This is a genomic window from Streptomyces fildesensis (assembly GCF_016107395.1).
Classification (GTDB): Bacteria; Actinomycetota; Actinomycetes; order Streptomycetales; family Streptomycetaceae; genus Actinacidiphila; species Actinacidiphila fildesensis.
On sequence record NZ_JAAIKO010000040.1, the window covers coordinates 55,498 to 81,114 of the forward strand.

A 25,617-nucleotide genomic window follows, 5' to 3' on the forward strand; every position below is an offset into this window, starting at 1 on the left:
GCGCGCCGGGCCCCGACCACGCGCCGTACGGTAGGCCGGTGACTCATCGTCCTGCCGTACGGCGCGTGGTTTCGCTTGTCCCCTCACTGACCGAGGCGGTGGCGGGGACCGCCCCCGGGCTGCTGGTCGGCGCGACCGACTGGTGCAGCCACCCGGCCGGTCTGGAGGTGACCCGGATCGGCGGGACCAAGAACCCGGACATCGCCCGGATCACCGCCCTCGCGCCCGACCTCGTGATCGCCAACGAGGAGGAGAACCGCGCACCGGACGTCGCCGAACTGCGAGCCGCCGGGGTGCCGGTCCTGGTCACCGAGATCCGCGACCTCGACCAGGCCTTCGCCGAACTCCACCGGGTGCTGGTCGACGGCTGCGGCCTGGAACGTCCCGGCTGGCTCGACGAGGCGGCGGCCGCCTGGCGCGCGCTGCCCGTCCCCGGGCGGCGGCTGCGCGCGGTCGTCCCGATCTGGCGGCGGCCCTGGATGGTGCTCGGCCGGGACACCTTCGCGGGCGATCTGCTCGCCCGGCTGGGCGTGGACAACGTGTACACGGAGCACGCCGACCGCTATCCGGCGATCCCCGTCGAGGAGCTGCGCGCCGCCGGCGCCGATCTGGTGGTGCTGCCCGACGAGCCGTACGCCTTCACCGCCGACGACGGCCCGGAAGCCTTCCCCGGCCTGCCCGCCGCGCTCGTCGGCGGCCGTCACCTCACCTGGTACGGCCCCTCGCTCACGGCCGCGCCCGCCGCGCTCAGCGCGGCACTGCGAGCAGCGATCCGCTGAGCAGCCCGCGCACCGTCCGCGTACCGGCGACCGCCCAGGCCGCCACGAGGACGACGTACAGCGCGGCCGCGAGCCACGCGAAGGCGTCGAGGCCGGTGTGCCGGGCCAGGCCCGCGGCGCCCGTGACACAGGTGCCGACGGGGAAGGTGAAGGCCCACCACGTCATCGCGAACGGCATCCCGCGGCGTGCCGCCCGCACCACCAGCGCCGCGGCCAGCGCCAGCCAGAGCAGGGCGAAGCCCATCACCGGCACCCCGTACAGCACGGCGAACCCGCTCATGGCCGCCGCGTACGGTGCCTGGACGACGCCCGGTGCGGCGTCGGCGAGCTGGTTGACGGCCGTCGTGGACTGGCCGAGCGGGCCGAGGACCAGGAAGAGCGTCGGGGTCAGCGCGAGCGGCAGCGGCCCGTGCTGCACGAGCCGGCCCCAGATCAGCGGCAGCATCACCAGGGTGCCCAGCAGGCTCAGCCCGAACATCGCGTAGCAGCCCAGCAGCATCGCCTCCTGCCACTGGCCGGCGGGCAGATGCGCGATCAGCGCCGGGCCGAGCGCGGCCGACACCATCGGCGCCACCACCGGCAACAGCCAGACGGGAGAGGCACTGCCCGGCTCGACGCGGTGCCGGGTGATCATCAGATACGGGACCGTCGCCGCGATCAGCAGCCCGCTGACGGTGCCCGCCGTCCAGAGCACGGAGTCCGCGGCGACCGCGGCGGTCCGCCCGATCACGGGGGAGCCCAGGCTCAAAGTGCCGCCCCCGACCGCGAGCAGCGCCATCGGCAGACAGCCGTAGAACGGGGCGACGGCCGGGTCCAGCAGATGCCGGCGGGCCTGGTCGCCGTGGCGGAGCCAGTGCGCGGCACGGGCGGTGAGCAGCGTGGCCAGCAGTCCGGCGGAGAGCGCCCAGACGACGGTGCAGGCGGTGTGCAGACCGGGGACGCGCACCGGCAGGGCGGCGCCCGCGGTGGCGACGATGGCGGTGCCCATCACGGTGGCGTACCAGTTGGGACCGAGGTGACGCAGGGCGCCGGAGCGGATCTCCAGATCGTGGAGAGCGCGGGCCCGTACAGGGGCGAGGGTGGTTGCCATGCTGTCCACGTTCCCCGCCCGGCGGCCCGGCCGGAAGGCGGCGCAGGTCTATGGGGGCATAACCTGGGCTTATGAGTTCAGACAGTGACACCGGTGACCGCGTCCCCCGGGCGGGCCTGGGCCACCGGGTGCCCGACCTCGGCGCGATGGAGCTGCTGCTCGCCGTCGCCCGGCTCGGCAGCCTCGGCCGGGCCGCCCGCGAGCTGGGCATCAGCCAGCCGGCCGCGAGCAGCCGGGTGCGGGCCGTGGAACGGCAGCTGGGCGTCGCGCTGGTGAACCGCTCGCCCACCGGCTCCACCCTCACCGACGCGGGCGCGCTGGTCACCGAGTGGGCGCGGCGGGTCGTGGAGGCGGCGGAGGCGTTCGACGCCGGAGCGCGGGCGCTGCGCACCCGCCGTGACTCCCGGCTGCGGGTCGCGGCGAGCATGACCATCGCCGAATATCTGCTGCCGGGGTGGCTGATCGTGCTGCACGGCCGGCACCCCGACACCGCCGTGTCGCTGTTCGCCGGGAACTCGGCGGACGTCGCGGAACGTGTCATCAGCGGCGGCGCCGACCTCGGATTCGTCGAGGGGACGGATGTGCCGGGCGGTCTGGACGCGGCGGTCATCGCGCACGACCGGCTGGTCGTCGTGGTGGCGCCGTCGCACCGCTGGGCGCGGCGGCGCAAGCCGCTGTCCGCGGCCGAGCTCTCCGCCACCGCCTTCATCCTGCGCGAGCAGGGCTCCGGCACCCGCCAGGTGCTGGACGCCGCCCTCGCCGGACACGGCGGCCTCGCCGTACCGCTGCTCGAACTCGCCTCGACCACCGCGCTCAAGGGGGCCACGCTGAGCGGCGCGGGTCCGGCGGTGCTCAGCGAACTGGCGGTGGCCGACGAGCTGGCCGCCCGCCGGCTCGTCGAGGTCCCGGTGGAGGGCATCGCGCTGGAACGCGTCCTGCGCGCCGTCTGGCCCACCGGCCACCGCCCGACGGGACCCGCCCGCGACCTGCTGTCGCTCACCCGCCGGCCGGCGTGACGGGACCTACGGCGGGATACACGACAGGACGAGCGGCGGGACCTGCGGCGGACGGGTGCCGGGCGGGCGGCACCGCCCGGCACACCGCCCTGCCGGTCATGTGACCTGCCTGTAACCGCCGTACTTACGGGATTCTCATGCTGTGGCCTTAGGGTGACGGCCGTGACCATGACGACCCCGCCCGGCTGGTATCCAGAGCCCGGGCACACAGGCAACGGCCCGGCCCTGGAACGGTGGTGGGACGGCGCCGCGTGGAGCGAGTACACGCGGACCGCCCAGGCCCCGGCCGACCAGGCCGCGGCCCCCGGCATCCCGTCCTACGCGGCCTATCCCGGTGGCGGCGTGCCGGACCGGCCGGCCCGCAGGGGAGGCGTGATCGCGATCGGCATCATCGCGGTCCTCGTCCTCGTCGGCGGTGTGGTCGGCGGCGTCGTCATGCTGAAGAACAGCGATGGTGACAAGGGCTCCGACCAGGCGGCCACCAGCGCGCCGACCACCCCGGGCGACGGGCCGAGCGGTTCGGACGGACCGTCGCAGGGTCCCGACCAGGCGCCCCGGACCAGTGGTGTGGTCGTGGACGCCCTGGACAAGATCAGTCTACCGATCCTGCCCGGCTGGCAGGGCAAGACCGGCGCCGGCGGCGCGGGCCTGACCATCGGCGGCTACCCGTGCGTCTCCGACCCGGCCAAGAACTGCGTCCGCGGCGGTGTGTTCTCCGTGCCGGCCGTGGCGTACAAGCTCAAGAGCACGACGCCCGAGGCCGCCGCCAAGGAGGACATCCCGCTCAACGCGGACCAGTCCTACGAGGGCGGGCTCACCTCCCACAAGGAGCTGCTGTCGCAGCCGGTCACCGTCGCCGGGCAGCAGGGGTACCTGGTGCGCTGGCAGGTCGTGACGAAGGTCGGCGACGACGGCTACGTCCAGTCGCTGGTCTTCCCGTCACCGGCCGGCCCGCAGCAGCTCGTCGTGGTCCGCTACGGCTTCGACATCAACGCGCAGGCCCCCGGGCTCGACGTCATGGACCAGATCACCAAGGGCATCAAGGCCGCCGGCGGCTCCGGCGGCTCCGGCGGCTCCGGCGGCACGGGCGGCACCGGCGTCTGACCGCGCGCCCGCCGGCCGCCGGAAACGGTGCCGGCGGGGCGGGCGGAGCCGGGGCGCTCACAGGAACGTCTTGCCCTCGCCCCGGTAGGTCGGCACCGTCGCGGTGACCCGGTCGCCCTCCACGAGCTGCAGCTCGGCGAAACGCTCGCACAGCTCCCCGGCCTTGGCATGCCGGAACCACACCTTGTCGCCGATCAGCAGATCGTCCGCGGGGGATCCGAGCAGCGGCGTCTGCACCTCGCCGGGACCCTCCTGCGGGTCGTAGCGCAGCCCCTGCGGAAGGTACGGCACGGGCAGCCGGTCGGCGCCCGCGGCGCCCGACGCCGGATAGCCGCCGCCCAGCACGGTCACGATGCCCACCCCGGGACGGCGCACCACCGGCTGTGCGAACAGCGCCGCCGGACGCCCCCGGAACGACGTGTAGTTGTCGAAGAGCCGCGGCACGAACAGCCCGGAGCCGGCCGCGATCTCGGTGACCGCGTCCTCCGCCGCCGTGTGCTGCACACTGCCGGTCCCGCCACCGTTGACGAACTCCAGCTCGGGAGCGACGGCGCGCACCGCCCGCACCACCTCGGCCCGCCGGACCGCCAGTTCCTTGCGCGCGGCGGCCTGCATCAGCCGGATCGCGCGCGAGCGCAGCGGCCGGCCCGCCACCGCGTCGCCGACCCCGGCCACATGGCCCTCGTACGCCATGATCCCGGCGAGCCGGAAGCCGGGCCGGCGGGCGATCGCCCGTGCCAGCTCGGCCAGTTGCTCGGGCTCCCGCAGCGGGGAGCGCAGCGCGCCGATCCGTACCCGGCCGCCCAGCATCCGCAGGGACGTGTCGAGTTCCAGACAGACCCTGATCCGCTCCGAGCCGCCGTGGCGGGCCGCGTCGATCAGGTCCAGCTGGGAGATGTCGTCGACCATCACCGTCACGGCGGCGGCCAGTTTCGGATCCCCGGCCAGCTCCGCGAAGCCGTCGCGGTCGGCGGACGGGTACGCCAGCAGCACGTCCTCGAAGCCGGCCCGCGCCAGCCACAGCGACTCGTCCAGGGTGAACGACATGATGCCCGCGAACCCGTCACGGGCCAGCACCCGTTCCAGCAGCGCCCGGCACCGCACCGACTTGGACGCCACCCGGATCGGCTTCCCGCCGGCCCGGCGGGTCAGATCGGCGGCGTTGGCGTCGAACGCCTCCAGGTCGACGATGGCGACCGGGGCATCGAGATGGGCGGTGGCCCGGTCGTACCGGACGCGGTCGGCTGCGGGATCAGACATGCGCGCAGCTTGCCAGACGGTGACTACCGAACGGTAGGGGTCGCGGGTCACGGGCAGGTCCCGGGCTGCGCACGGCCGGGCGGGAGGCACTTCCACGGCACTTCCGGGGCGGATCATCCCGGTACCGCCGGGTCTGGCGGTACCCGCCGCGGCACCCGTCCCGCAGTACCCCCCGCGACCTGCGCCGCTCCCGATCCACGGCATCGCCGGAGCCCGTAGAGTGGCGCCAGACCGTTTCTGACGAATAGCGGCGTCCGCCCGGAGGGCAGGACCTGCCCCGGGCTGGGGCACCTCCCAGCGGCAGCCGTTGGGGCACCTCCCAGCGGTAGTTGTGGGGGCACCTCCCAGCGGTAGCTGGGGGAGATTCGGCAGACACGGTCCGGACCACGTAGGCACATTGCGAGGGGGCACGGGTGAGCACCGGGGTCGAGAACGGAGCGGGGCAGCCGTCCCCTCCGCAGCCGCCCGCCTTCCCCGCGCTCTACCCGACAACCCCGCCGCGGCCCGTGCACCGCCCGGCGGCCCGTGAGCCGATCGCCGCGCGCAGCCCCCAGGAGCGGCCGGCGGAGTGGACGCCCGCACCGCCGACCGTGCCGCGGCCGCCCGCCGCACCACCGGCCGCCGCGTCACCGTTCCTGGCGCGGCACCCGGAACCACCGCGCCCCGGCACTCCGCCGCAGCAGGCACCGCAGCAACAGGCATGGACGCGCTCGGAACCCGAACCACCCGCCGTACCCGAGCCGTTCGCGGTGCCCGCGCCGCCCGCCCGCCGTCCCCGTACGGCCGCCGGCCGGACCGCGTCGGCGCTCTGCCTCGTCCTGGGCCTCGGCCTGTTCACGGGCGCCGCCACCGGCGCCCTGATCAACCACGACCCGGCGGCGGTCGGGACCACCCAAGGCGCCTACGCCCGCGCCGGCGACCTGTGGCACAGCGTGCCGGTCGACACGCTCCTGCCGCCCGTCGTCAGCCGGCCGGGCGCGGGACCCGGTGGCGCCGACCGCACCTACACGCGGATCGGGGTCGCCCCGGCCGCCGGCTGCGCGGGCGCCTTCGACCCGCTGCTGGCGAAGGTGCTGGCCCCGGTGGGCTGCGTGCAGGTGCTGCGCGCCACCTACGTCGACGCCACGTCCAGCCGCGTCACCACCGTGGGCCTGCTCGTCACCGGCGGCGACGCTGCCGGCATGAGCGCGCTGAACCACCGCTGGAACAGCGAACACCTCGGCTCCCGGCTGGATCTGATGCCTCATCCGGTCGCGTTCCCCGGCACCGCGGCGGCCTCCTTCAGCGACGCGCAGCGGGCCAGCTGGACGGTGAGCGTCTCCGCCACCCTCCCCGTCGTGGTCTACGCGGTGAGCGGCTTCGCGGACGGCCGTCCGGTGCCCGAACCACAACCGGCCGCCGCGGCCACCGCGCCGGGCGCCACCTCCGCCCCGGCGCAGGCCGGCCTCGGCACCGACGTCCTCGTCCTCGCCGCCGACCTCGACGCCCGGCTGCGCAAGGCCGTCACGACCGACCCCGCGTCCTCCCAGGGAGCATCGTGAGAAGATCAGCCGCCCTCGGGCGTACCGCCGCCGCTCTGCTGGGAGCCCTGCTCGCCGTGCTGCCGGCCGCGTCCGCCCGCGCCGACTCGGTCCGCGACGCAGAATGGACGCTGGACGCCCTGCACGCGCACGACGCCTGGCGCACGACCCAGGGCGCCGGCGTCACCGTCGCCGTACTGGACACCGGTGTCGACGGCACCCACCCCGACCTGGCGGGACAGGTACTGCCCGGCAACGACCTCATCGGCTTCGGATCCGGTCCGGGCGACAGCACGTGGGCCAAGCACGGCACCGGCATGGCCGCCATCATCGCCGGCCACGGCCACGGCCCGGGGTACTCGCAGGGCGTCCTCGGCATCGCGCCACGGGCCAAGATCCTGCCGGTCCGGGTGATCCTGGAGGAGAAGGACCCCCGGCGCGACGAAGCCCGCGCGAGCAGGGGAAAGGCCGTTCCGGACGGGATCCGCTGGGCCACCGACCACGGAGCCGGCGTCATCAACCTGTCGCTCGGCGACGACAGCGCGACCGCCGCGCCCACCGCGGACTACGACAACGCGATCCAGTACGCCCTCGGCAAGGGCGTGGTCGTCGTCGCGTCGGCGGGCAACGGCGGTGAGCAGGCGGACCGCGCCTCGTACCCGGCCGCCTACCCGGGGGTGATCGCGGTCGCGGCCGTGGACCGGGTCGGCGCGCACGCCTCGTTCTCCACCCGGCGCTGGTACGCCTCCGTCTCGGCGCCCGGTGTCGACGTCATCCTGGCCGACCCCAACCGCAAGTACTACGAGGGGTGGGGGACCAGCCCCGCCTCGGCGTACGTCTCCGGCGCGGTGGCCCTGATCCGCTCCGCCTACCCGAAGCTGGGCCCCGCGCAGATCAAGCAGCTCCTGGAGAGCACCACCCGTGAGCGGCCGGCCGGCGGCCGCAGCGACGCGGTCGGCACCGGTCTGATGGACCCGGCCGCGGCGCTCAAGGCGGCGGCGAAGCTCGAACCCCCGGGCGAGGCGCCGACCCCGGCACCCTCGGCGCGGCGGTACTTCGGCGCCGGCCCGACGATCACGCTCTCGCCGGCCGCGGACGGCGGCGGACTCGGCGACGGGGTGGCGGTCGCCTGCGCACTGCTGGGCGGGGTCCTGGTCGGCGCGGCGGCGCTGCTCTGGTTCCGCCCCCGCCTCGGCCGGTCACGACGCCGGGCGACGCACGGAATCCCTACCTGAACACCTGACGATCCCTACTCGAACGCCCCGACCGCCGCCTGCGCGACGTCCTCGGCCAGCGCGATCCCCGCGGCCTGAGTGGTGTTCCCACTGCTCAGGACCGCGACGAGATAGGTGCTCCGGTCCGTGGCGACCTGGCCGATGCTGTTGATGTCCCACAGCCCGGTCGTGCTGCGCTGCAGCCAGCCGTTCTTGAGCGCGGTGTCGGAGGCCGGCACCGCCGCGGCCGTGACGCCCCAGTCCTGGCCGTCGGATATCCGCCCCATCAGCTCCTGCAGATACGTTCGCGAGGCGGCCTCCAGCGGTGAGTCGTCACCGAACACGGCCTGCAGCAGCCGCAGTTGGTCGGCGGCCGTGGTCCTGGTGAGCCCCCACAGGTCGCCGTCGCCGCCCTCGGTCCCGGTCAGCCCGAGGCGTTCGTTGGCCTCGGCGAGACCGTCCGCGCGGCCGACGGAGTGCCAGAGCGCGGTCGCCGCGTCGTTGTCGCTCTGCTCGATCATGACGGTGGCGTTCGCCTTCTCCCCGGCGGTGAGACCGCGCCCGGCGTCCTGCGCCGCCAGCAGCAGCGCCGCGAGGATGTCGACCTTGACGATGCTCGCCGTGTCGTACGTCCCGTCCCCGTACACCGCCTGCGCGCCGGACGCGGTGTCCAGCACGGCGACGGAGAAGTCGGCGTCGGTCGCGTCGGCCATGGTGCCGAGCGCGTCGCTCAGCTCCTGGTCGCGGTCCGCCGCGGATGCCCCGGTCTGCACGCTCTCCCCACCCTCCCCGGCCGGCTGCGCCGCGTCGGAGGAGGCGGCCGGCCGCACGTGTGCCTGGGCCGGCGGCCGCGCCATCGCGCGGACGCCCGCCACCACCCCGCCGCCCGCCAGTACGACGGCCGCGATGGTCGCGATGATGACGGTGCGGCCGGTATGACGGGTCCGGTGCCGGTTGTGAGGTCGCATTCCCACCAGCATTGGAATCGAACCTGCGGGCACGCTGAGACACGGATGAACAAACCGTGAGAAAGCGGGCCGTACGAGCCCGTCGACGGCTGCCGACCGGGTCCCGATACGCTGCCCAGCGTGTCACTCAAGAATATCCCCGACCCGGGCTTCGCCGACGACGACGGTTCGGCCGACGCGGCGCTGGCCACCGCACTCGCCGCCTACGCCGACGACAGCCGGGCCGAGCCCGGTGTACTCGCCGCGCTGCCCGGCGCCCGTCTGCTGGTCCCCGTGGTGGCCGTACTGGGCGAGGTGGAGACCGGCCCTGACGGCCTGCGCCGTGAGAAGACCAGCGACATGGCGGTGCCCACGATCCAGGCCGCCGACGGACGGCGGGCGCTGCCCGCCTTCACCTCGGTGGAATCCCTCGCCCGCTGGCGCCCCGACGCCCGGCCGGTCGCGGTCCCGCTGCACCAGGCGCTCCAGGCCCTCGCGCACGAGAAGGCCGACACCCTGCTGATCGACATGGCGGGCCCGGCCCCGTACGCCCTCACCGGCCCGGCGCTGCGCGCCGTCGCCCTGGGGCGCGAGCACGTGGATCCGCTCGGTGATCCGGAGGTGCTCGGCGCGCTACGCGCGGCCGTCGCCGCCGAACCGGGTGTGCTGCGCGCGTATCTCTCCCCGGCGGGCACCTCGGACGGCACCCTCGGCCTGGTCCTCGCCCCGGACGCGGCCGTGGCCGAGGTGGCCCGGCGGATCGCTACCGCCCTGTCGGCCGACGAGGTGTTGCGGTCCCGGCTGGTCCGCGGGCTCGACCTCGCGCTGCTGGGGCCGGATGCCGAGGTGTCGGGCGAGCCGCTCTTCACGCGTTGAGCGGACCGGTCAGGCCGACGGCCAAGTGACATCCGGTAGGCCCCCACTGTCTGCCGAAGTGTGCGATGTGGTCCTGGGGCCGAGAATGCGAGAGCAGACCGACAGCGCACGCATACGGGCAGTAATCGACGCCAGGAGGCCCCATGGACAAGCGGACAGTGACCTGTGAATTCCTGGGAACGCTGCTGCTGGTCTTCTTCGCCGTCGGATCCGCGGTGCTGGCGGGCGAGTACATCGGCACCCTCGGCATCGCCCTCGCCTTCGGCTTCACGCTGCTGGCGCTGGCCTACGCGCTCGGCCCGATCTCCGGCTGCCATGTGAACCCGGCCGTCACCCTCGGCATGCTGGTCGCCGGGCGCGTCAGCGTCAGGACGGCCGTCGAGTACTGGATCGCCCAGCTGCTGGGCGGCATCGCGGGCGCCGCGCTGCTCTTCCTGGTGGCCAAGCAGGTGCCGGGGCTGAAGACCAGCGGGGCGTTCGGCACCAACGGCTACGGCAGCCGGTCCGCGGTCGGCATCAACATCGGCGGCGCGTTCGTCGTCGAGGTGGTGCTGACGTTCCTGCTGGTGTTCGTAGTGCTCTCGGTCACGCACAAGGTGGCGGTGTTCGGCTTCGACGGCCTGCCGATCGGCCTGGTGCTGGCCGCGATCCACCTGGTCGGCATCCCGCTGACCGGGACCTCGGTGAACCCGGCGCGCAGCCTCGGCCCCGCCCTGTTCGCGGGCGGGGCCGCGCTGTCGCAGCTGTGGCTGTTCATCGTGGCGCCGCTGATCGGCGGCGCGCTGGCGGCTCTGGTGCACCATGTGACCCACCCGCCGACGGCCGCGCGGCACGGCGGCCTCCGGGTGGACGACCTCGCCGACCAGGTCGACGATGCCGCCGGGGACGCCGGGACGGAACGGCCGGAGCCTGCCTGACGCGACCCGGGGCGGCGCGCCCGGCTTCGGTTCAGCTGTAGACGGGACCCGTGAGCTTCTCGCCGGGCCCGTGGCCGGGCTCGTCCGGCACCAGGGAAGCCTCGCGGAAGGCCAGCTGCAGCGACTTCAGACCGTCCTTGAGCGGGGCGGCGTGGTAGGTGCTGATCTCCGGCGCGCCGGCGGTGACCAGGCCGGCCAGCGCGGTGATCAGCTTCCGGGCCTCGTCCAGGTCCTTGTGCTCCGGGCCCTCCTCGGCGAGGCCCAGGTTGACGGCCGCCGCGCTCATCAGGTGGACCGCCACCGTCGTGATGACCTCGACGGCGGGGACGTCCGCGATGTCGCGGGTCATCGCGTCGAAGTCGGGGTTCTGGTTCTCGTCACTCATGGGCCTCACGATAGGCGACCGCGACACAGCCGGATGTCGACGGGTACGATCCCGCCGATTACGGGCTTCCCCAGGTCACTGGTATGCTTGCAAATCGACCGGCCGGACACACCTGTGCCCGGCCCACAAGTGGAGGCTCCGATCTCCCACCCGACCGACCGAGAGGTTGGCGGGTCCGGTCAGGCAGCGTTCTTCGGTGGATGGTTCTTCCGGACACCGAAGTGAGGCACGTGCTGCCCGATGCGCCCCGCGGTGTTCCGTGGCGGTGCTCCCGGTTTTGAGGAGCCCTGCCTGTGACCTGTATGGGGCGTTTTTTGCGTTCCTCGTGCAGGGGTCGGACGACACAGACGTTACGTGGCTGTCCGCCAGGCGGCCGCGTGGTGCAACCGAGGAGGCCCCATCAGCGCCGAGCCCCGCATCGTCGAGCCTCGCATCAACGACCGCATTCGCGTCCCCGAGGTGCGACTCGTCGGTCCCAGTGGTGAGCAGGTCGGCATCGTGCCGCTTGCCAAGGCCCTGGAGCTTGCGCAGGAATACGACCTCGACCTGGTCGAGGTCGCAGCGACCGCACGTCCGCCCGTGTGCAAGCTCATGGACTACGGGAAGTTCAAGTACGAATCGGCCATGAAGGCCCGTGAGGCGCGCAAGAACCAGGCGCACACGGTCATCAAGGAGATGAAACTCCGGCCGAAGATCGACCCGCACGACTACGACACCAAGAAGGGCCACGTCGTCCGCTTCCTGAAGCAGGGCGACAAGGTCAAGATCACGATCATGTTCCGTGGTCGCGAGCAGTCCCGCCCCGAGCTGGGCTTCCGGCTGCTGCAGCGACTGGCGTCCGACGTGGAGGAACTCGGCTTCATCGAGTCGAATCCGAAGCAGGACGGCCGAAACATGATCATGGTTCTCGGTCCTCACAAGAAGAAGACCGAAGCGATGGCCGAAGCCCGCGAGGCAGCGGCCGTTCGCAAGGCCGAGCGTCAGGGTTACGGCTCCGACGACGAGTCGGAAGAGCACGACGAGTCCTTCGACGGCACCGTCGAGAACTCCGAGGGTTCCGAGGAGTCCGCCGAGGCGCCGGTCGTCGAGGCGGCCGAGGAATCGGCCGAGAAGCCTGCCGACAAGCCGGTCGAGGACAACTGAGACCGCGTAAGGCCCCGGGGCACCGTTCCGGGATGGAAGACAGTACTGACGCTCTCCGTCCGCACCTGTTGCGGACGGGAGGGCCAGCGACGAGGAGACTACGGCGACATGCCGAAGAACAAGACGCACAGCGGTGCCAGCAAGCGCTTCAAGGTCACCGGCAGCGGCAAGATCATGCGTGAGCGCGCCGGCCGTCGTCACCTGCTCGAGCACAAGCCGTCGAGCAAGACGCGCCGCCTCGCCGGCACGGTCCAGCTCGCCAAGGCCGACACCAAGAAGATCAAGAAGCTTCTCGGCCTGTGACGGCCGCGCCCCATCGTCCGTGAGGACAACGAGGGGCGCGACGTCCAACCGGGATCCCATCGCTTTCGGGCCGCGTGAGTCCCCCCGCGGTCCCCTACAAGGAGTTATCAAGTGGCACGCGTCAAGAGGGCTGTAAACGCCCACAAGAAGCGCAGGGCAATCCTCGAAGCGGCGAAGGGTTACCGCGGTCAGCGTTCGCGCCTGTACCGCAAGGCCAAGGAGCAGGTCACCCACTCCCTGGTCTACAACTTCAACGACCGCAAGAAGCGCAAGGGCGACTTCCGTCGTCTGTGGATCCAGCGCATCAACGCCGCTGCCCGCCAGAACGACATGACGTACAACCGCCTCATCCAGGGTCTGAACGCCGCCAACATCGAGGTGGACCGCAAGATCCTCGCCGAGCTGGCCGTCAACGACCCCAACGCCTTCGCCGCGCTGGTCGAGGTCGCCAAGAAGGCGCTGCCCACGGACGTCAACGCGCCCAAGGCCGCCTGAGAACGACGCGACGGGGTGCTGCCGGGGTCGCCCCGAGTGACCCCCACGCAGTCCCCGGACCCGCAGGCTGAGCCTGCGGGTCCGTGTGCTGTCCCGGCGCCCAGGGACTACGTCACCTCCCGGATCCACCCCAGAAGCGAGCACTCCCCATGGCGAGCCCCGAGCCCGAGCTGACCTCCTTGCGATCCCCGCGTGTCACCGCGGCCCACCGCCTGGCCAAGCGCAGCTTCCGCGGCAAGGAGCGACGGTTCATCGCCGAGGGCCCGCAGGCGGTCAGGGAGGCCATCAGCCACCCCGGCGGCGCCGCCGGGCGGACGCTCATCGAGCTGTACGCGACCCTCGAGGCCGCCGAGCGGCATGCCGACATCGTCGCGGCCGCCCGCGCGATCGGCGCCCCGGTGCTCACCGCGGCCGACGAGGTCGTCGCCGAGATCTCCGACACCGTCACCCCGCAGGGCATCGTCGGCATCTGCCGCTTCCTGGACTCCCCGTTCGAGGAGATCCTGGCGTCCGCCCCGAAGCTCGTCGCGGTCCTCGCGCACGTCCGGGACCCCGGCAACGCCGGGACCGTGCTGCGCTGCGCGGACGCGGCCGGGGCCGACGCGGTGATCCTCACCGACGCCTCCGTCGACCTGTACAACCCCAAGTGCGTGCGTGCCTCGGTCGGCAGTCTCTTCCATCTGCCCGTCGCCGTCGGAGTGCCCGTCGAGAAGGCCGTCGCCGGTCTGCGCGCGGCCGGAGTGCGGCTGGTCGCCGCCGACGGCGCCGGTGTACGGGACCTGGACGCCGAACTCGACGAGGGCACCATGGGCGGCCCCACCGGCTGGATCTTCGGCAACGAGGCCTGGGGACTGCCGGAGGAGACCCGCGCACTCGCGGACGAGGTGGTGCGCGTCCCGATCCACGGCAAGGCCGAAAGTCTCAACCTCGCGACGGCCGCCGCGGTGTGCCTCTATGCCTCCGCCCGGGCGCAGCGTGCGCCCGGAGGGTGCCGCTCCGTCACATCCAGCTAGTAGGGTTGCGGCCCGGGGGCCCTGAGAAGGGGGGTGCGGAGATGGACGTCGCGGCTACCGAGAGCACCACGCCTGCCATGCTCGCCGGCTGGGCGGCGGGCCTGGGCGAGTACGGACTCACACCGGACGACCTTCCCGACGGACTCGTCGTCGCGGACGAGGACGGCCGGGTCATCTGCTTCAACTCCGCCGCCGCCCGGATCACCGCGCTGCACCCGGCCGATGTGCTGGGCGCGCCGATCGAGCGGGCGCTGCCGCTGGAGGACCTCGAAGGCCGCCGCTGGTGGTCGCTGACCGACCCGTACCAGGGGCTCGCGATCAGGGTGGGCCAGCCGGAACGGAATCTGCTGCTGCCCGGCGGCCGTGAGGTGCTGGTCTCCGCGCGCTATGTGCGCACCCACCCGACCGGTCCGGTCCGCCGGCTCGTCGTCGCCCTGCGCGGCACCGAGGCGCGGCGCCGTACCGAGCGCAGTCACGCGGAGCTGATCGCCACCGTCGCGCACGAGCTGCGCTCGCCCCTCACCTCGGTCAAGGGCTTCACCGCGACGCTGCTGGCCAAGTGGGAGCGGTTCACCGACGACCAGAAGAAACTGATGCTGGAGACCGTCGACCAGGACGCCAACCGCGTCACCCGGCTGATCGCCGAGCTGCTCGACATCTCCCGGATCGACTCCGGCCGCCTGGAGGTGCGCCGCCAGCCGGTCGACATCGCCGCGATGGTCCAGCGGCATGTGGACTCGCATGTGGCCGCCGGGCAGTCCAGGGAGCGCTTCCGGGTCGACGTCACCCAGCCGCTGCCCGCCCTGTGGGCCGATCCCGACAAGATCGACCAGATCCTCGGCAACCTGCTGGAAAATGCGGTGCGGCACGGCGAGGGACAGGTCACCATCGAGGTGGCACCCGCCGTTCTGGGCGCCCCCGACAAGGACCGCGCGGAAGGTACGGCACTGACGGTGAGCGACGAGGGCCCCGGCATCCCCGAGGAGTCGATGAGCCGCGTCTTCACCCGCTTCTGGCGGGGGAGCAAGCGCGGCGGCACCGGCCTGGGCCTGTACATCGTCAAGGGCATCGTCGAGGCGCACGGCGGGACGATCGCGGTCGGCCGGGCTCCCGGCGGCGGCGCCCAGTTCCGGTTTATTCTGCCCGTCGGGGCGCCGGCGTTCATGGCCTGAGCCATGGCCCTGCTCGGTCCGATGGGCGTGACCGGCCAATCAGCGCGGCCCCAGTAGACTCGACCCTTGGCATGTGTCCGGTCGGGCAGGCCGCTCACAGCACCCAATTCGGAACGGGAAGAGATGTCGGCACCGAACAAGTCGTACGACCCTGTCGAGGTCGAGGCACTGAAACCCGAAGAGATCGAGCGCATGCGGGACGAGGCGCTCGCCGCCATCGCCGCGGCCGCCGGCCTCGACGAGCTGCGCGAGGTCAAGGTGGCACACACCGGTGACCGGTCGCCGCTCGCCCTCGCGAACCGTGAGATCGGCGCGCTGCCGCCGCACGCGAAGGCGGAGGCCGGCAAGCGCGTCGGCCAGGCCCGCGGCGGGGTGAACAAGGCGCTGGCCGCCCGCCAGGCCGAGCTGGAGGCCGAGCGCGACGCCCGGGTGCTGGTCGAGGAGGCAGTGGACGTCACGCTGCCCTACGACCGGGTCCCGGCCGGTGCCCGGCACCCGCTCACCACGCTCTCGGACCGCATCGAGGACATCTTCGTGGCCATGGGCTACGAGGTCGCCGAAGGCCCCGAGATCGAGGCCGAGTGGTTCAACTTCGACGCCCTGAACTTCCCGCCGGACCACCCGGCCCGCGAGATGCAGGACACCTTCTTCGTCCAGCCGCTGGCCGGCGGCTCCGACGGGGACTCCGCGGAGTCGGGTGTGGTGCTGCGCACGCACACCTCCCCGGTGCAGATCCGTTCGATGATCGACCGCGAGCCGCCGGTCTACGTGATCTGCCCCGGCCGGGTCTACCGGACCGACGAGCTGGACGCCACGCACACCCCGGTCTTCGCCCAGGTCGAGCTGCTCGCCATCGACGAGGGCCTGACCATGGCCGACCTCAAGGGCACGCTGGACCACATGGTCCGTGCGCTGTTCGGCAGTGACCTCACCACCCGGCTGCGGCCCGCGTACTTCCCGTTCACCGAGCCGTCCGCCGAGATGGACATGCAGTGCTTCGCGTGCCGCGGCGAGTCGGCCGTCAACCCGGACCGCCCCTGCCGGACCTGCTCCTCCGAGGGCTGGATCGAGCTGGGCGGCTGCGGCATGGTCAACCCGCGGGTGCTCACCGCGTGCGGCGTCGACCCCCGGAAGTACAGCGGTTTCGCGTTCGGTTTCGGCATCGAGCGGTTGCTGATGTTCCGTCACAACATCGCGGACATGCGAGACATCATCGAGGGTGACGTGCGTTTCACCCTTCCGTTCGGGATGGAGATCTGATGCGGATCCCGCTTTCTTGGCTGCGGGAGTACGTCGACCTGCCCGCCGGCGAAACCGGCCGTGACGTCCAGGCCAAGCTCATTTCCTCCGGCCTCGAGGTCGAGACCGTCGAGCAGCTCGGCGCCGGCCTCACCGGCCCGCTGGTGGTCGGCAAGGTCCTCACCATCGAGGAGCTGGAGGGCTTCAAGAAGCCGATCCGCTTCTGCACGGTCGACGTCGGCACCGCCAACGGCACCGGTGAGCCGCAGGAGATCGTCTGCGGCGCCCGGAACTTCGCCGTCGGCGACAAGGTCGTCGTCGTACTGCCCGGCGCGACGCTGCCCGGCGACTTCAAGATCGCCGCACGCAAGACGTACGGCAGGACCTCGCACGGCATGATCTGCTCGGCCGCCGAGCTGGGCATGGGCGACGACCACGACGGCATCATCGTGCTCCCGCCGGAGCACGAGGCCGGCACCGACGCGATCGCGCTGCTGGAGCTCGTCGACGAGGTGCTCGACATCGCCGTCACCCCGGACCGGGGCTACTGCCTGTCGATGCGCGGTGTCGCCCGCGAGACCGCCATCGCCTACGGGATCTCGCTCAGCGACCCCGCGCTCCTCGACGTGCCGCCGCCGAACGCGTTCGGCTACCCGGTCCAGGTCGGCGACCCGTTCGGCTGCGACCGCTTCACCGCCCGCACCGTGGTCGGCCTGGACCCCGAGGCCCGCTCCCCGATCTGGCTGCAGCGCAGGCTGCAGAAAGCCGGCATGCGGCCGATCAGCCTGGCCGTGGACGTCACCAACTACGTGATGCTCGAGCTCGGCCAGCCGCTGCACGCCTACGACAGGACCCAGGTCGACGGACCGATCGGCGTCCGCCGCGCACAGCCCGGCGAGAAGCTCACCACGCTCGACGGCGCCCAGCGGGTGCTGGACGCCGAGGACCTGGTGATCACCGACAACAGCGGTGTGATCGGCCTGGCCGGTGTCATGGGCGGGGCCAACACCGAGATCGCGGACGCGGTCCGCGACGAGACGACGGGCGAGGTGCGCGGCACCACCGACGTCGTCATCGAGGCCGCGCACTTCGAGCCGGTCGCCATCTCCCGCACCGCCCGCCGGCACAAGCTGTCCTCCGAGGCGTCCAAGCGCTTCGAGCGCGGCACCGACCCGCAGACCACCTCGGCCGCCGCACAGCGCACCGCCGACCTGCTGGTGCTGCTCGCGGGCGGCACCGCGGAGGCCGGCGTCACGGAGATCATCTCCCCGTCCGCGCCGCGCACCATCTCCATCCCGGCCGACCACCCGGACCGCGTCGCGGGCACCGAGTACGGCCGCGAGACCGTGGTGCGCCGGCTGCAGCAGGTCGGCTGTGACGTCTACGGCTCCGACGAGCTCGTCGTCACCGTGCCCAGCTGGCGCCCGGACCTCACCGACCCGAACGACCTCGCGGAAGAGGTCATCCGGCTCGAGGGGTACGAGAACCTGCCGTCGACGCTGCCCAAGCTGCCGTCCGGCCGCGGTCTGACCGGATCGCAGCAGCTGCGCCGCCGGACCGGCCGGGCGCTGGCCGGAGTCGGCTACGTCGAGGTGCAGAACACGCCGTTCCTCGGCGAGGCCGCCTTCGACCAGCTCGGCCTGGAGGCGGACGACCCGCGCCGCCGCACCGTCAAGCTCGTCAACCCGCTCTCCGACGAGGAACCGGCGATGCGCACGACGCTGCTGCCGGGGCTGCTGGCCACGCTGCGCCGCAACATCGGACGGGGCTCGCACGACCTGGCCCTGTTCGAGACCGGTCTGGTCTTCCGGCCCACCGGCGCCGAGCCGGCGCCGCCGCGGCTGCCGGTCGACCGCCGGCCCACCGACGAGGAGATCGCGGCCCTGAACGCCGCGCTGCCCGAGCAGCCGCGCCGGGTCGCCGTCGCCCTGTCCGGCGCGCGCGAGCAGGCCGGCTGGTGGGGCAAGGGCACCGCCGCGAGCTGGGCGGACGCCATCGAGGCCGGCCGCACCGTCGCCCGCGAGGCCGGGGTCGAGCTGATCGTCCGCCAGGACCAGCACGCCCCGTTCCACCCGGGCCGCTGCGCGGCGCTGCTCGCCGTCGTGGACGGTGAGGAGCTCCTCGTCGGCCATGCCGGTGAACTGCACCCGCGGGTCGTCAAGGCGCTGCACCTGCCGGACCAGACCTCCGCGATGGAGCTCGACCTGGACCGCGTGGAGCGGGCGTCCTCCGGCCCGGTGCCGGCACCCCGGGTGTCCACCTTCCCGGTGGCCACCCAGGATGTCGCCCTGATCACCGACGCGTCCGTACCGGCCGCCGAGGTGGAGGCCGCACTGCGCACCGGTGCCGGTGAACTGCTGGAATCGCTGCGGCTGTTCGACATCTACACCGGCGAGCAGGTCGGCGAGGGCAAGAAGTCCCTGGCCTACGCCCTGCGCTTCCGGGCCGCCGACCGCACGCTGACGGCCGAGGAGACGACCACCGCCCGCGACGCCGCCGTCGCCGCGGCCACCGCGGCCACCGGCGCGGTGCTGCGCGGCGCGTGACAGTGGCCCTTCGGGCCTGACCGAACGCCGATGGGGCGCACCCGGATCTCCGGGTGCGCCCCATTCGTCGGTCCGGGCCCGGCGGGGGGCACGGTCGTACGGTTATCGCTCACGGGATTCGGGCCGGTCCAGGATGCGCAGCCAGCTGCCGTCCGGCTGGCGGCGCGCCACCTGGGCGCGGCCGCCGGTCCCGTCGGCGGACCGGGTGGCGGTCAGCGCCAGATCGCCGTTGACCAGGGTGGGCAGCGACTCCTCCAGCGTGAAGCGCGGTGCCTGCCGCAGCAGTTGCTCGATGACGCCGCGGATCGCCTCCCGGCCGACGGTCTCGCTGCCGAGCGGGAACCCCAGCACGGCGTCCGGCTCGTAGAGCGCGGCGACTCCCTCGGCGTCGCCCGCGTTCGCCCGCTCCACGAACAGCCGGGCCAGGTCCTCCGGTTGTGCGGCGGCTTCGCGTGTGGTGGTCATGGTCGCTCGCTCTCTTCGCGTGGGTCACTGGTCGATTGGTTTCTCCTCTCCCATGGTGCGACGCCATCGAGCAGAAGTCGAAGAGATGGATCGTATGAGCGGCAGAAGTATCGGTTATGGGTAAGCGCTTGTCCTCGTGCGGAGGTTTCTTCGCTCGATCGGGTGATTCTGCAGGGCTGGGTGTCGTGGGAGGTGCACGGATCGACAGAATCGGTCGCGACGCGGGGGCCCGATCCCTGTGGGGGCGGTTCCGTCGCCGACCGCGCCAAACGGCTGCGAGGGGGAGCCGGCGGGATGATCCGTATCAGAGCAGTTCTCGGGGTGCCGTACGGCACCCCGGCCGTGCTGATGTACGTGCTGCCCGGTGTCTGGATCGCGCTGGTGCTGGTGGTCGCGGTGGTGGCGCCCGACGGGGTGAGCCCGCTGCCGGCGCTCGCCGTGGCGCCCGCCATCGCGTGCGTGGGCAGCGGTCAGCGGCAGTGTGTACTGGTCAGCGGTGTCATCGCGCTCGTGGCGCTGGTGGCGGGGCTGGTGGGCCAGGGCGTCCGTGAGGTGCAGGAGCGGCTCGGCACCGGGGTGGCGGTGCTCGCCGTGGTGGCGCTGTGTTTCTGGATGGCCGGCCGCCGGGCGGTGCTGGCGGCGGAGCTGGAGCGCACCCGGGAGATCGCCGTCGCCGCCCAGCGGGTGCTGCTGCGGCCGCTGCCGCCGCGGGTGAACGGCTATGCGGTGGCGGGCGAGTACCTCTCCGCGAGCCTGGGCGCGCGGGTCGGCGGCGACCTGTACGAGGTGCTGGCCACGCCGTACGGGCTGCGCGCGGTGCTCGGTGATGTCCGGGGCCATGGGCTGGCCGCGATCGACTCGGTCGCCGCGCTGCTCGGCAGCTTCCGGGAGGCCGCGCACGACGAGCCCGAGCTGACCGGGGTGCTGTCCCGGCTGGACCGCTCGCTCCACCGCCATCTGCGGCAGCGTTCGTGCGCGGAGCACCCGGCGGTGGCGGACACCGAGTCGCAGAACCCGGTCGCCGAGGAGTTCGTCACCCTGCTGTTGGTGCAGTTGGGCGACGACGGGAAGCTGGAGACGGTCAACTGCGGTCATCCGCAGCCCTTTGTGACCGGGCCGTACGCGACCGGCGAGCGCCCGCGGCCGCTCGCGGTGGGGGAACCGCTGCCCCCGCTGGGCCTGTTGGACGACGGCGACCGGGCGGCGCCGGCCCATCGCGGCGTGCTGCTGCCCGGCCAGGCCCTGGTGCTCTACACCGACGGGCTGCAGGACGCCCGCAACGCGTCCGGGACGTTCTTCCCGCTCCCCGAAGCCGTGGCGGCCGCGGCCGCCACCGCGCGGATCGGCGGCGCACTGGCCGCCGCGCCCTTCGCCCGCGCGCTGAGCGCCGCGGCCCTGCGGCACACCGGCGGCCGGCCGGCCGACGACATGGCCCTGCTCGTCCTGCTCCGCGATGTGGCCCGCGTCCCGCTGCGGAACCGTTCCGCCGCACTGTCGGGAACGCCGCGCCGCTGAGCCGCTCCAGGGCCGCGGGCTACGGTGGCGGGTGGTCCCGGTAAGTCGTACTTTGCGGATATCTCTCGTCTTCGCAAGGACGCCAGGGACGCAACGGAACGAGGTGTTCGCAGTGGCCGGTGAGTTCGAGGTCTACCAGGACAAGGCCGACAAGTGGAGGTTCCGTCTCAAGGCGGGCAACGGCGAGATCATCGCGGTGGGTGAGGCGTACGAGTCCACGTCCGGCGCGATGAACGGGGTGGACTCCGTCAAGCGGAACGCCGGTGACGCCGCGGTGCAGGAAGTCGCCGGCACGAAGAAGCAGTAGTCGGGGTCCGGCGCGGCGGGCAGGCACTCGGCACAGGCCCAGACGGGATAGTCGCCGCCCTCACGCGGGCGCAGCGTGCCGACCCGTGTCGTCTCGGCGCCGCTCGCCGCGCAGCGGAAGCATGTACCGGTCACGGTCGGCCTCCCAGAGATCGTCGCGGACCGCACCACCCGTCCTGCCGCGGTGTGCCTGGCAACGCAGGGCGGGCGGTGCGGGGTGGGCCGCCGCCAATGCACGAGGGGGAGTCGGCGACCCGGGGCACAGTCAATCCCGCCGCCAACTCCCGGGGGAGCGTGTGCGACCGGCATATGCGGGTGCTCCGCTCACACCCCGTGTGAACGGGCTGGTACTACGCTGCGCGCAGTGGGCGAAACCAGGGGGACCGGATGGAACCCAACACGCTGTTCGACGCCGTCCTCGACGAGGCGGGTGCCTCCCATGCGGGGCTGGCCGCCCGGATCAACGCACTCGGCCGGGCCCGGGGAATGCCGCTCCGCTACGACCGCACCGCGGTGACCCGCTGGATCAAGGGCCAGCGGCCCCGCGGCGAGGTGCCCGATCTGATCCGCGAGGTGCTCGGCGGCCTGGTGCAACGCCCGCTGACCCTCGCCGACATCGGGATGGACCGGGGAGCCGTGGCCCAGACGGCGGGTACCCCGCTGACGGGTTTCGTGGAACGCGCCACGGCGTTATGGCGTGCCGACGAACAGCAGCGACCCCATGTGCGCACCGCGCCCGTACTGACCGGGCCCAAGGCGGTCATGCCGCTGTGGGAGTGGGAGAACCCGCCCGAGGACATGGACGTCTCCCGGACCGGGGTGCAGCGGGTGACCGGCGCGGACGTGGCCATGCTGCACGCCGCCCGCGCGCACTACGAGGAGCTGTACCGGGGAGCGGGCGGCGTGGCGACCCGGGACCGCGTCGTCGGGTTCCTCAACGCCCAGGCCGCGCCGCTGCTGCGCGGCCGCTACTCCGATCCCCTCGGCCGGCAGCTGCACCGCGCGGTCGGGGCGCTCGTCGGGATCGCCGGGATCTGCGCCTACGACACCGACGCGCACGGGCTCGCGCAGCGCTACTTCCACCAGTCGCTGCGGCTGGCCAAGGCGTCCGGGGACCGGGGGCTGGGCGCCTGCGTGGTGGGCATGCTGGTCTACCAGTCGCTCCATCTGCGGGACTACCGGCAGGCGGTGGCGTTCGCGGAGGCGGCGCTGCGCACGGCGGGCCACAACGCCACTCCCGCGCTGGCGGCGGATCTGTACGCGATGCAGGCCAAGGCGTACGGGCGGCTCGGCGACCGGCCCAGCGCCCACCGCTGCGGCCGGCTCGCCGAGACCGCGGAGCAGCGGATCAGGACCGAGGACGAGCCCGCGGAGACCGCCTACGTCCAACCGGGGCTGGTGGACGTGCAGTTGGCGGAGGCGTTCCTGAGCCTCGGTGAGCTGCGGCCCGCCCTCGAACACGCCGTCCAGGCGGTGAGTTCCCCGTCGCACGCCCGGGGACGGGTGCACCGGCTGGCCGTGCTGACCCATGTGGAGCTGCGCCGGGGCGAGGCCGATCACGCCGCGACGCTGGCGGTCCGGATGGTGGAGCAGGGGCGGGGTATGGAATCGCAGCGTCTGCGCGACCGGTTCGCGGCGGTCCGCGGCCATCTGGCCGCCTACGACAGCGTGCTGGCGGTCCAGGCCGCAGGGCTCATCGACGAGCTGCTCCGCGTTCCGTTGTGACGCTCACGCGAGCTGCGATGTTGTCACCATCCGAAAGGAAGGTGGCGGAATCGTGCAATGGAAGAACCTTAGTGAGCGAACTGTGTACAGAAACCGCTGGATGCGCGTCAATCTCGCAGATGTCGAACTCCCCGACGGGCGTCATCTCAACCACTACCTGATCAGGCTGCGGCCGGTCGCGCTGGCCACCGCCGTCAACGAGGCGAACGAGGTGCTGCTGCTGTGGCGGCACCGGTTCATCACCGACAGCTGGGGCTGGGAGCTCGCGGCCGGGGTCGTCGAGGACGGCGAGGACATCGAGACGGCGGCGGCCAGGGAGATGCTGGAGGAGACCGGCTGGCGACCGGGGCGGCTGCAGCACCTGCTGACCGTCGAACCCTCCAACGGCCTGACCGACGCACGCCACTTCGTCTACTGGTCGGAGGAGGCGGAGTACGTCGGTCATCCGGAGGACGACTTCGAGTCGGACCGGCGGGAGTGGGTGCCGCTCAAGACCGTGCCGGACATGGTCGCGCGGGGTGAGGTCCCCGCGTCGAACATGGCCGCCGCGCTGCTGATGCTGCATCATCTGCGCCTGGGGTGATGTTCGCGGCCGAGCAGGCTGTTCAGGACGTGGAGTGCGGCCGCCCGCCGTGCGGGTCTGCGGGACCACACGGCGGGTGCGGCGGCGCCGATCAGCAGCAGGAGGGAGAGGGCGGCGACGGCGACCGCGGGCACCAGCGCGCGGCGTCCACCGACGACGATGGTGAGCGTGCTGAGAGGGAGGCTGAGGATCACGGGGGAGAGTGCTCTATGGGGATGGTCCGGTCTCATGTAAAAATAGTGAAGCACTTGAGAGACGTTTCGTCTACGAATTGGGACGGTGGGCATGGTGGGCAGTGAACGCCACGATCAGCTGTCCCGGTTGGTCCAGGAGGCGCAGACGGCCGGGGACTCGTACCAGGACCTCGCCGACCGGGCCATCGACCCGGTGACCGGGGCCACCGTCTCCAAGCCGTATCTGCACAAGCTCGCCCGCGGCCAGGTCGCCACCGCTCCCGGCCCCGTCCAGCTGCGCGCCATCGCCGCCGCGCTGCGCCGGCCGGCCGCCCTCGTGCAGCGGGCCGCCGCCGAGCAGTTCCTCGGCTGGGTCTCGGACGAGGTGCAGGGCTACGACGACGACATGCGCGTCATCGTCACCTACGCGGAGGCCATGCCGCCCGCGGAGCGCCGACGGCTGCGCGCCACGGTCGAGGCGTGGGAGCGGGCGCGGGCCGAGGAGCGGTAGCCGCCGGAAGGTGCGCTGCGGGGCGGTCGCGGAGGCTCGCTCGCGGGGTCGGATTCCCTTGCGGTTGTTGGCCGGTACAGCTGTTGTCGGGGTGCGGACCCGGCGGTACGTTGCCCTGTGACGCGCATCCGGTGCCTGGATTCGGCCGGCCGCGCGTGCCATCGATGGGGAATACCGTGATCCGGATCGTCTATCTCCTGGCCCCTCTCGAACCCGATGTCGGCGCGGTCGTCCGCGAACGCCGCGGCCGGGTCGAGGTCTATCTCTCCGACCGCCATCACACCCGTGACGGAGTCGCGGCCCTCAACAGCGCCTCCGAGGAGCTCCTCGCGGCAGGGCACTGGTTCCAGCTCTGGAAGGGCGAGATCGTGTCCATCCGGTCGCCCGAGCACTGACCGGGCGGCCGGGCCGCGGGCCGGGGCGGCGCGGTCAGCGCGCCGCCCCGGCCGCCTTCAGGGCGGTCACGGTGGCCGCCGCGAGGCTGTCGAGGTACCCCTTGGGCAGCGGGGAGCGGATCACGGCGAGCCGCCAGTAGAGCGGGCCCGCGATCAGGTCAAGGGACAGGTCCGCGTCGGTTCCCGCCGCCAGTTCGCCGCGCTCGACCGCCTTGCGCACGACGGCCGCCGAGATACCGCGCTGGGTGTCGCGCAGCGCCGTCTGCAGGGCCGCGGCGATCTCCGGATTGCGCGCCGCCTCGGCGAGCAGATCCGGGATGATCTGCGACGCGACCGGATGCCGCAGGGCGCGCGCGGTGACCTCCAGCAGTAACCGGACGTCACCGAGGAGCGAGCCGGTGTCCGGTGCGGGCATGCCCTGGACCGCCACGGCGGACACCGTGTCGAGGACCAGCGGCAGTTTCGAACGCCAGCGCCGGTAGACCGCGGCCTTGCCGACGCCGGCCCGGCGGGCGATCCCCTCGATGGACATCCGGCCGTAGCCGACCGCCGCCAGCTCGTCGAAGACGGCGCTGCGGATGGCGTCCGTCACGTCCTCCCGGAGCACGGCGGCTCCCGCGGGGGCGCGACGAGGGGTTCGGGGCTCCGTTGGCATGCCACCGAGCCTAGCGTGACGTGGCGACGGAACGGTTGCGTTCCATTCAACGGATGCTCTACCGTCGGACCACACGACGAGACGGATCCGTTCCGTCGTGTCGTGTTCACTCCCCGTTTTCGCCTCGAACGAAAGCGCGTCACATGACCTTGCACACGGACGCCCCCGCGGCGGCGCAGGACCTGGACAGCCCGGACGGCGGGCTGTCGGCCGCTGAGCTGGCGGCGAAGTACGGGCTGTCGGTCAGCGGTGCCCGGCCGGGCCTCGGCG

Annotated in this window: 27 protein-coding genes; 20 read left to right on the forward strand and 7 right to left on the reverse strand. The window is 72.8% G+C overall.

What is annotated here, in order from left to right; all coding sequences use genetic code 11:
* Positions 1-65: 65 nt before the first annotated feature.
* Positions 66-779, forward strand: coding sequence for a helical backbone metal receptor (locus C6N31_RS33785; protein ID WP_307811574.1), 714 nt, complete (start codon positions 66-68; stop codon positions 777-779).
* On the opposite strand, the gene C6N31_RS33790 is transcribed toward C6N31_RS33785, so the two are convergent.
* A complete protein-coding gene (locus C6N31_RS33790; protein WP_138354843.1) occupies positions 748-1,869 on the reverse strand; it encodes a TDT family transporter in 1,122 nt (373 codons plus the stop codon). The genes C6N31_RS33785 and C6N31_RS33790 overlap by 32 nt on opposite strands.
* 71 nt (positions 1,870-1,940) lie before the next feature.
* On the opposite strand from C6N31_RS33790, the gene C6N31_RS33795 reads away from it, so the two are divergent.
* Entirely contained in the window at positions 1,941-2,885 is a 945-nt protein-coding gene (locus C6N31_RS33795; RefSeq protein ID WP_138354844.1) for a LysR family transcriptional regulator, read from the forward strand.
* A 168-nt stretch (positions 2,886-3,053) separates the two neighbouring features.
* Positions 3,054-3,989: a DUF2510 domain-containing protein gene (locus tag C6N31_RS33800; RefSeq protein ID WP_138354872.1), complete on the forward strand. Its 936-nt coding sequence runs from the start codon at positions 3,054-3,056 to the stop codon at positions 3,987-3,989.
* A gap of 57 nt (positions 3,990-4,046) precedes the next feature.
* Here the strand turns inward: C6N31_RS33800 and C6N31_RS33805 are convergent, their stop codons facing one another.
* Complete coding sequence (locus tag C6N31_RS33805) at positions 4,047-5,249, reverse strand: amino acid deaminase/aldolase (RefSeq protein ID WP_138354845.1); 1,203 nt, start codon at positions 5,247-5,249, stop codon at positions 4,047-4,049.
* Positions 5,250-5,662: 413 nt separating this feature from the next.
* Between C6N31_RS33805 and C6N31_RS33810 the strand changes: the two genes are divergently transcribed.
* Both C6N31_RS33810 and mycP read left to right on the forward strand, forming a co-directional pair.
* Positions 5,663-6,790 carry a hypothetical protein gene (locus C6N31_RS33810; protein ID WP_244809095.1) on the forward strand — a complete coding sequence of 376 codons (1,128 nt, stop codon included), beginning with the start codon at positions 5,663-5,665 and terminating at the stop codon, positions 6,788-6,790.
* Positions 6,784-8,004, forward strand: coding sequence for a type VII secretion-associated serine protease mycosin (gene mycP / locus C6N31_RS33815; RefSeq protein ID WP_198358961.1), 1,221 nt, complete (start codon positions 6,784-6,786; stop codon positions 8,002-8,004). The genes C6N31_RS33810 and mycP overlap by 7 nt, the downstream gene beginning before the upstream one ends.
* Positions 8,005-8,018: 14 nt before the next feature.
* Here the strand turns inward: mycP and C6N31_RS33820 are convergent, their stop codons facing one another.
* Positions 8,019-8,951, reverse strand: a complete 933-nt coding sequence (locus C6N31_RS33820) for a serine hydrolase (protein ID WP_198358957.1) — start codon at positions 8,949-8,951, stop codon at positions 8,019-8,021.
* Positions 8,952-9,071: 120 nt separating this feature from the next.
* Between C6N31_RS33820 and C6N31_RS33825 the strand changes: the two genes are divergently transcribed.
* A complete protein-coding gene (locus tag C6N31_RS33825; RefSeq protein ID WP_138354847.1) occupies positions 9,072-9,806 on the forward strand; it encodes an SseB family protein in 735 nt (244 codons plus the stop codon).
* Positions 9,807-9,949: 143 nt separating this feature from the next.
* Complete coding sequence (locus C6N31_RS33830; protein WP_138354848.1) at positions 9,950-10,723, forward strand: MIP family channel protein; 774 nt, start codon at positions 9,950-9,952, stop codon at positions 10,721-10,723.
* Positions 10,724-10,754: 31 nt separating this feature from the next.
* Here the strand turns inward: C6N31_RS33830 and C6N31_RS33835 are convergent, their stop codons facing one another.
* Positions 10,755-11,108 (reverse strand): DUF1844 domain-containing protein, encoded by a 354-nt coding sequence (locus C6N31_RS33835; protein ID WP_138354849.1) that lies wholly within the window; start codon positions 11,106-11,108, stop codon positions 10,755-10,757.
* 354 nt (positions 11,109-11,462) lie between these two features.
* On the opposite strand from C6N31_RS33835, the gene infC reads away from it, so the two are divergent.
* The 7 genes from infC (at position 11,463) to pheT (ending at position 19,019) form a co-directional block, all read left to right on the forward strand.
* Positions 11,463-12,251, forward strand: a complete 789-nt coding sequence (infC, locus tag C6N31_RS33840) for a translation initiation factor IF-3 (RefSeq protein WP_138354850.1) — start codon at positions 11,463-11,465, stop codon at positions 12,249-12,251.
* A 108-nt stretch (positions 12,252-12,359) separates the two neighbouring features.
* Positions 12,360-12,554, forward strand: coding sequence for a 50S ribosomal protein L35 (gene rpmI / locus C6N31_RS33845; RefSeq protein WP_138354851.1), 195 nt, complete (start codon positions 12,360-12,362; stop codon positions 12,552-12,554).
* A 111-nt stretch (positions 12,555-12,665) separates the two neighbouring features.
* A complete protein-coding gene (rplT, locus tag C6N31_RS33850; protein WP_138354852.1) occupies positions 12,666-13,049 on the forward strand; it encodes a 50S ribosomal protein L20 in 384 nt (127 codons plus the stop codon).
* A 149-nt stretch (positions 13,050-13,198) separates the two neighbouring features.
* A complete protein-coding gene (locus C6N31_RS33855) occupies positions 13,199-14,062 on the forward strand; it encodes a TrmH family RNA methyltransferase (protein ID WP_164297062.1) in 864 nt (287 codons plus the stop codon).
* Between the two features lie 41 nt (positions 14,063-14,103).
* Complete coding sequence (locus tag C6N31_RS33860) at positions 14,104-15,234, forward strand: sensor histidine kinase (protein WP_187144812.1); 1,131 nt, start codon at positions 14,104-14,106, stop codon at positions 15,232-15,234.
* Positions 15,235-15,357: 123 nt separating this feature from the next.
* Positions 15,358-16,494, forward strand: a complete 1,137-nt coding sequence (pheS, locus tag C6N31_RS33865; RefSeq protein ID WP_138354854.1) for a phenylalanine--tRNA ligase subunit alpha — start codon at positions 15,358-15,360, stop codon at positions 16,492-16,494.
* Positions 16,494-19,019 carry a phenylalanine--tRNA ligase subunit beta gene (gene pheT / locus C6N31_RS33870; RefSeq protein ID WP_198358959.1) on the forward strand — a complete coding sequence of 842 codons (2,526 nt, stop codon included), beginning with the start codon at positions 16,494-16,496 and terminating at the stop codon, positions 19,017-19,019. The genes pheS and pheT overlap by 1 nt, the downstream gene beginning before the upstream one ends.
* A gap of 102 nt (positions 19,020-19,121) precedes the next feature.
* Here pheT and C6N31_RS33875 read toward each other — a convergent pair whose 3' ends face one another.
* Entirely contained in the window at positions 19,122-19,484 is a 363-nt protein-coding gene (locus tag C6N31_RS33875) for a YybH family protein (RefSeq protein WP_138354856.1), read from the reverse strand.
* 294 nt (positions 19,485-19,778) lie between these two features.
* Here C6N31_RS33875 and C6N31_RS33880 point away from each other — a divergent pair, with 294 nt between their 5' ends.
* The 4 genes from C6N31_RS33880 (at position 19,779) to C6N31_RS33895 (ending at position 23,613) form a co-directional block, all read left to right on the forward strand.
* The gene (locus C6N31_RS33880) at positions 19,779-20,999 is read left to right on the forward strand and encodes a PP2C family protein-serine/threonine phosphatase (RefSeq protein WP_232485982.1); all 1,221 of its coding nucleotides are present in this window, start codon (positions 19,779-19,781) and stop codon (positions 20,997-20,999) included.
* A gap of 112 nt (positions 21,000-21,111) precedes the next feature.
* On the forward strand, positions 21,112-21,306 hold the full coding sequence (locus tag C6N31_RS46000; protein ID WP_138354857.1) for a YegP family protein: 195 nt from the start codon (positions 21,112-21,114) through the stop codon (positions 21,304-21,306).
* 386 nt (positions 21,307-21,692) lie between these two features.
* Entirely contained in the window at positions 21,693-23,030 is a 1,338-nt protein-coding gene (locus tag C6N31_RS33890; RefSeq protein WP_138354858.1) for an NsdA family TPR-like regulatory protein, read from the forward strand.
* A gap of 52 nt (positions 23,031-23,082) precedes the next feature.
* The gene (locus C6N31_RS33895) at positions 23,083-23,613 is read left to right on the forward strand and encodes an NUDIX hydrolase (RefSeq protein WP_138354859.1); all 531 of its coding nucleotides are present in this window, start codon (positions 23,083-23,085) and stop codon (positions 23,611-23,613) included.
* On the opposite strand, the gene C6N31_RS33900 is transcribed toward C6N31_RS33895, so the two are convergent.
* Positions 23,595-23,843 carry a hypothetical protein gene (locus C6N31_RS33900; protein WP_187144811.1) on the reverse strand — a complete coding sequence of 83 codons (249 nt, stop codon included), beginning with the start codon at positions 23,841-23,843 and terminating at the stop codon, positions 23,595-23,597. The two genes, C6N31_RS33895 and C6N31_RS33900, sit on opposite strands and share 19 nt — an antisense overlap.
* 55 nt (positions 23,844-23,898) lie before the next feature.
* Here C6N31_RS33900 and C6N31_RS33905 point away from each other — a divergent pair, with 55 nt between their 5' ends.
* Together C6N31_RS33905 and C6N31_RS33910 are read left to right on the forward strand one after the other, a co-directional pair.
* On the forward strand, positions 23,899-24,297 hold the full coding sequence (locus tag C6N31_RS33905) for a hypothetical protein (RefSeq protein WP_138354861.1): 399 nt from the start codon (positions 23,899-23,901) through the stop codon (positions 24,295-24,297).
* A gap of 164 nt (positions 24,298-24,461) precedes the next feature.
* Positions 24,462-24,692, forward strand: coding sequence for a hypothetical protein (locus C6N31_RS33910; protein WP_138354862.1), 231 nt, complete (start codon positions 24,462-24,464; stop codon positions 24,690-24,692).
* 34 nt (positions 24,693-24,726) lie between these two features.
* Here the strand turns inward: C6N31_RS33910 and C6N31_RS33915 are convergent, their stop codons facing one another.
* Positions 24,727-25,347 carry a TetR/AcrR family transcriptional regulator gene (locus C6N31_RS33915; RefSeq protein ID WP_138354863.1) on the reverse strand — a complete coding sequence of 207 codons (621 nt, stop codon included), beginning with the start codon at positions 25,345-25,347 and terminating at the stop codon, positions 24,727-24,729.
* Positions 25,348-25,617 lie beyond the last annotated feature (270 nt).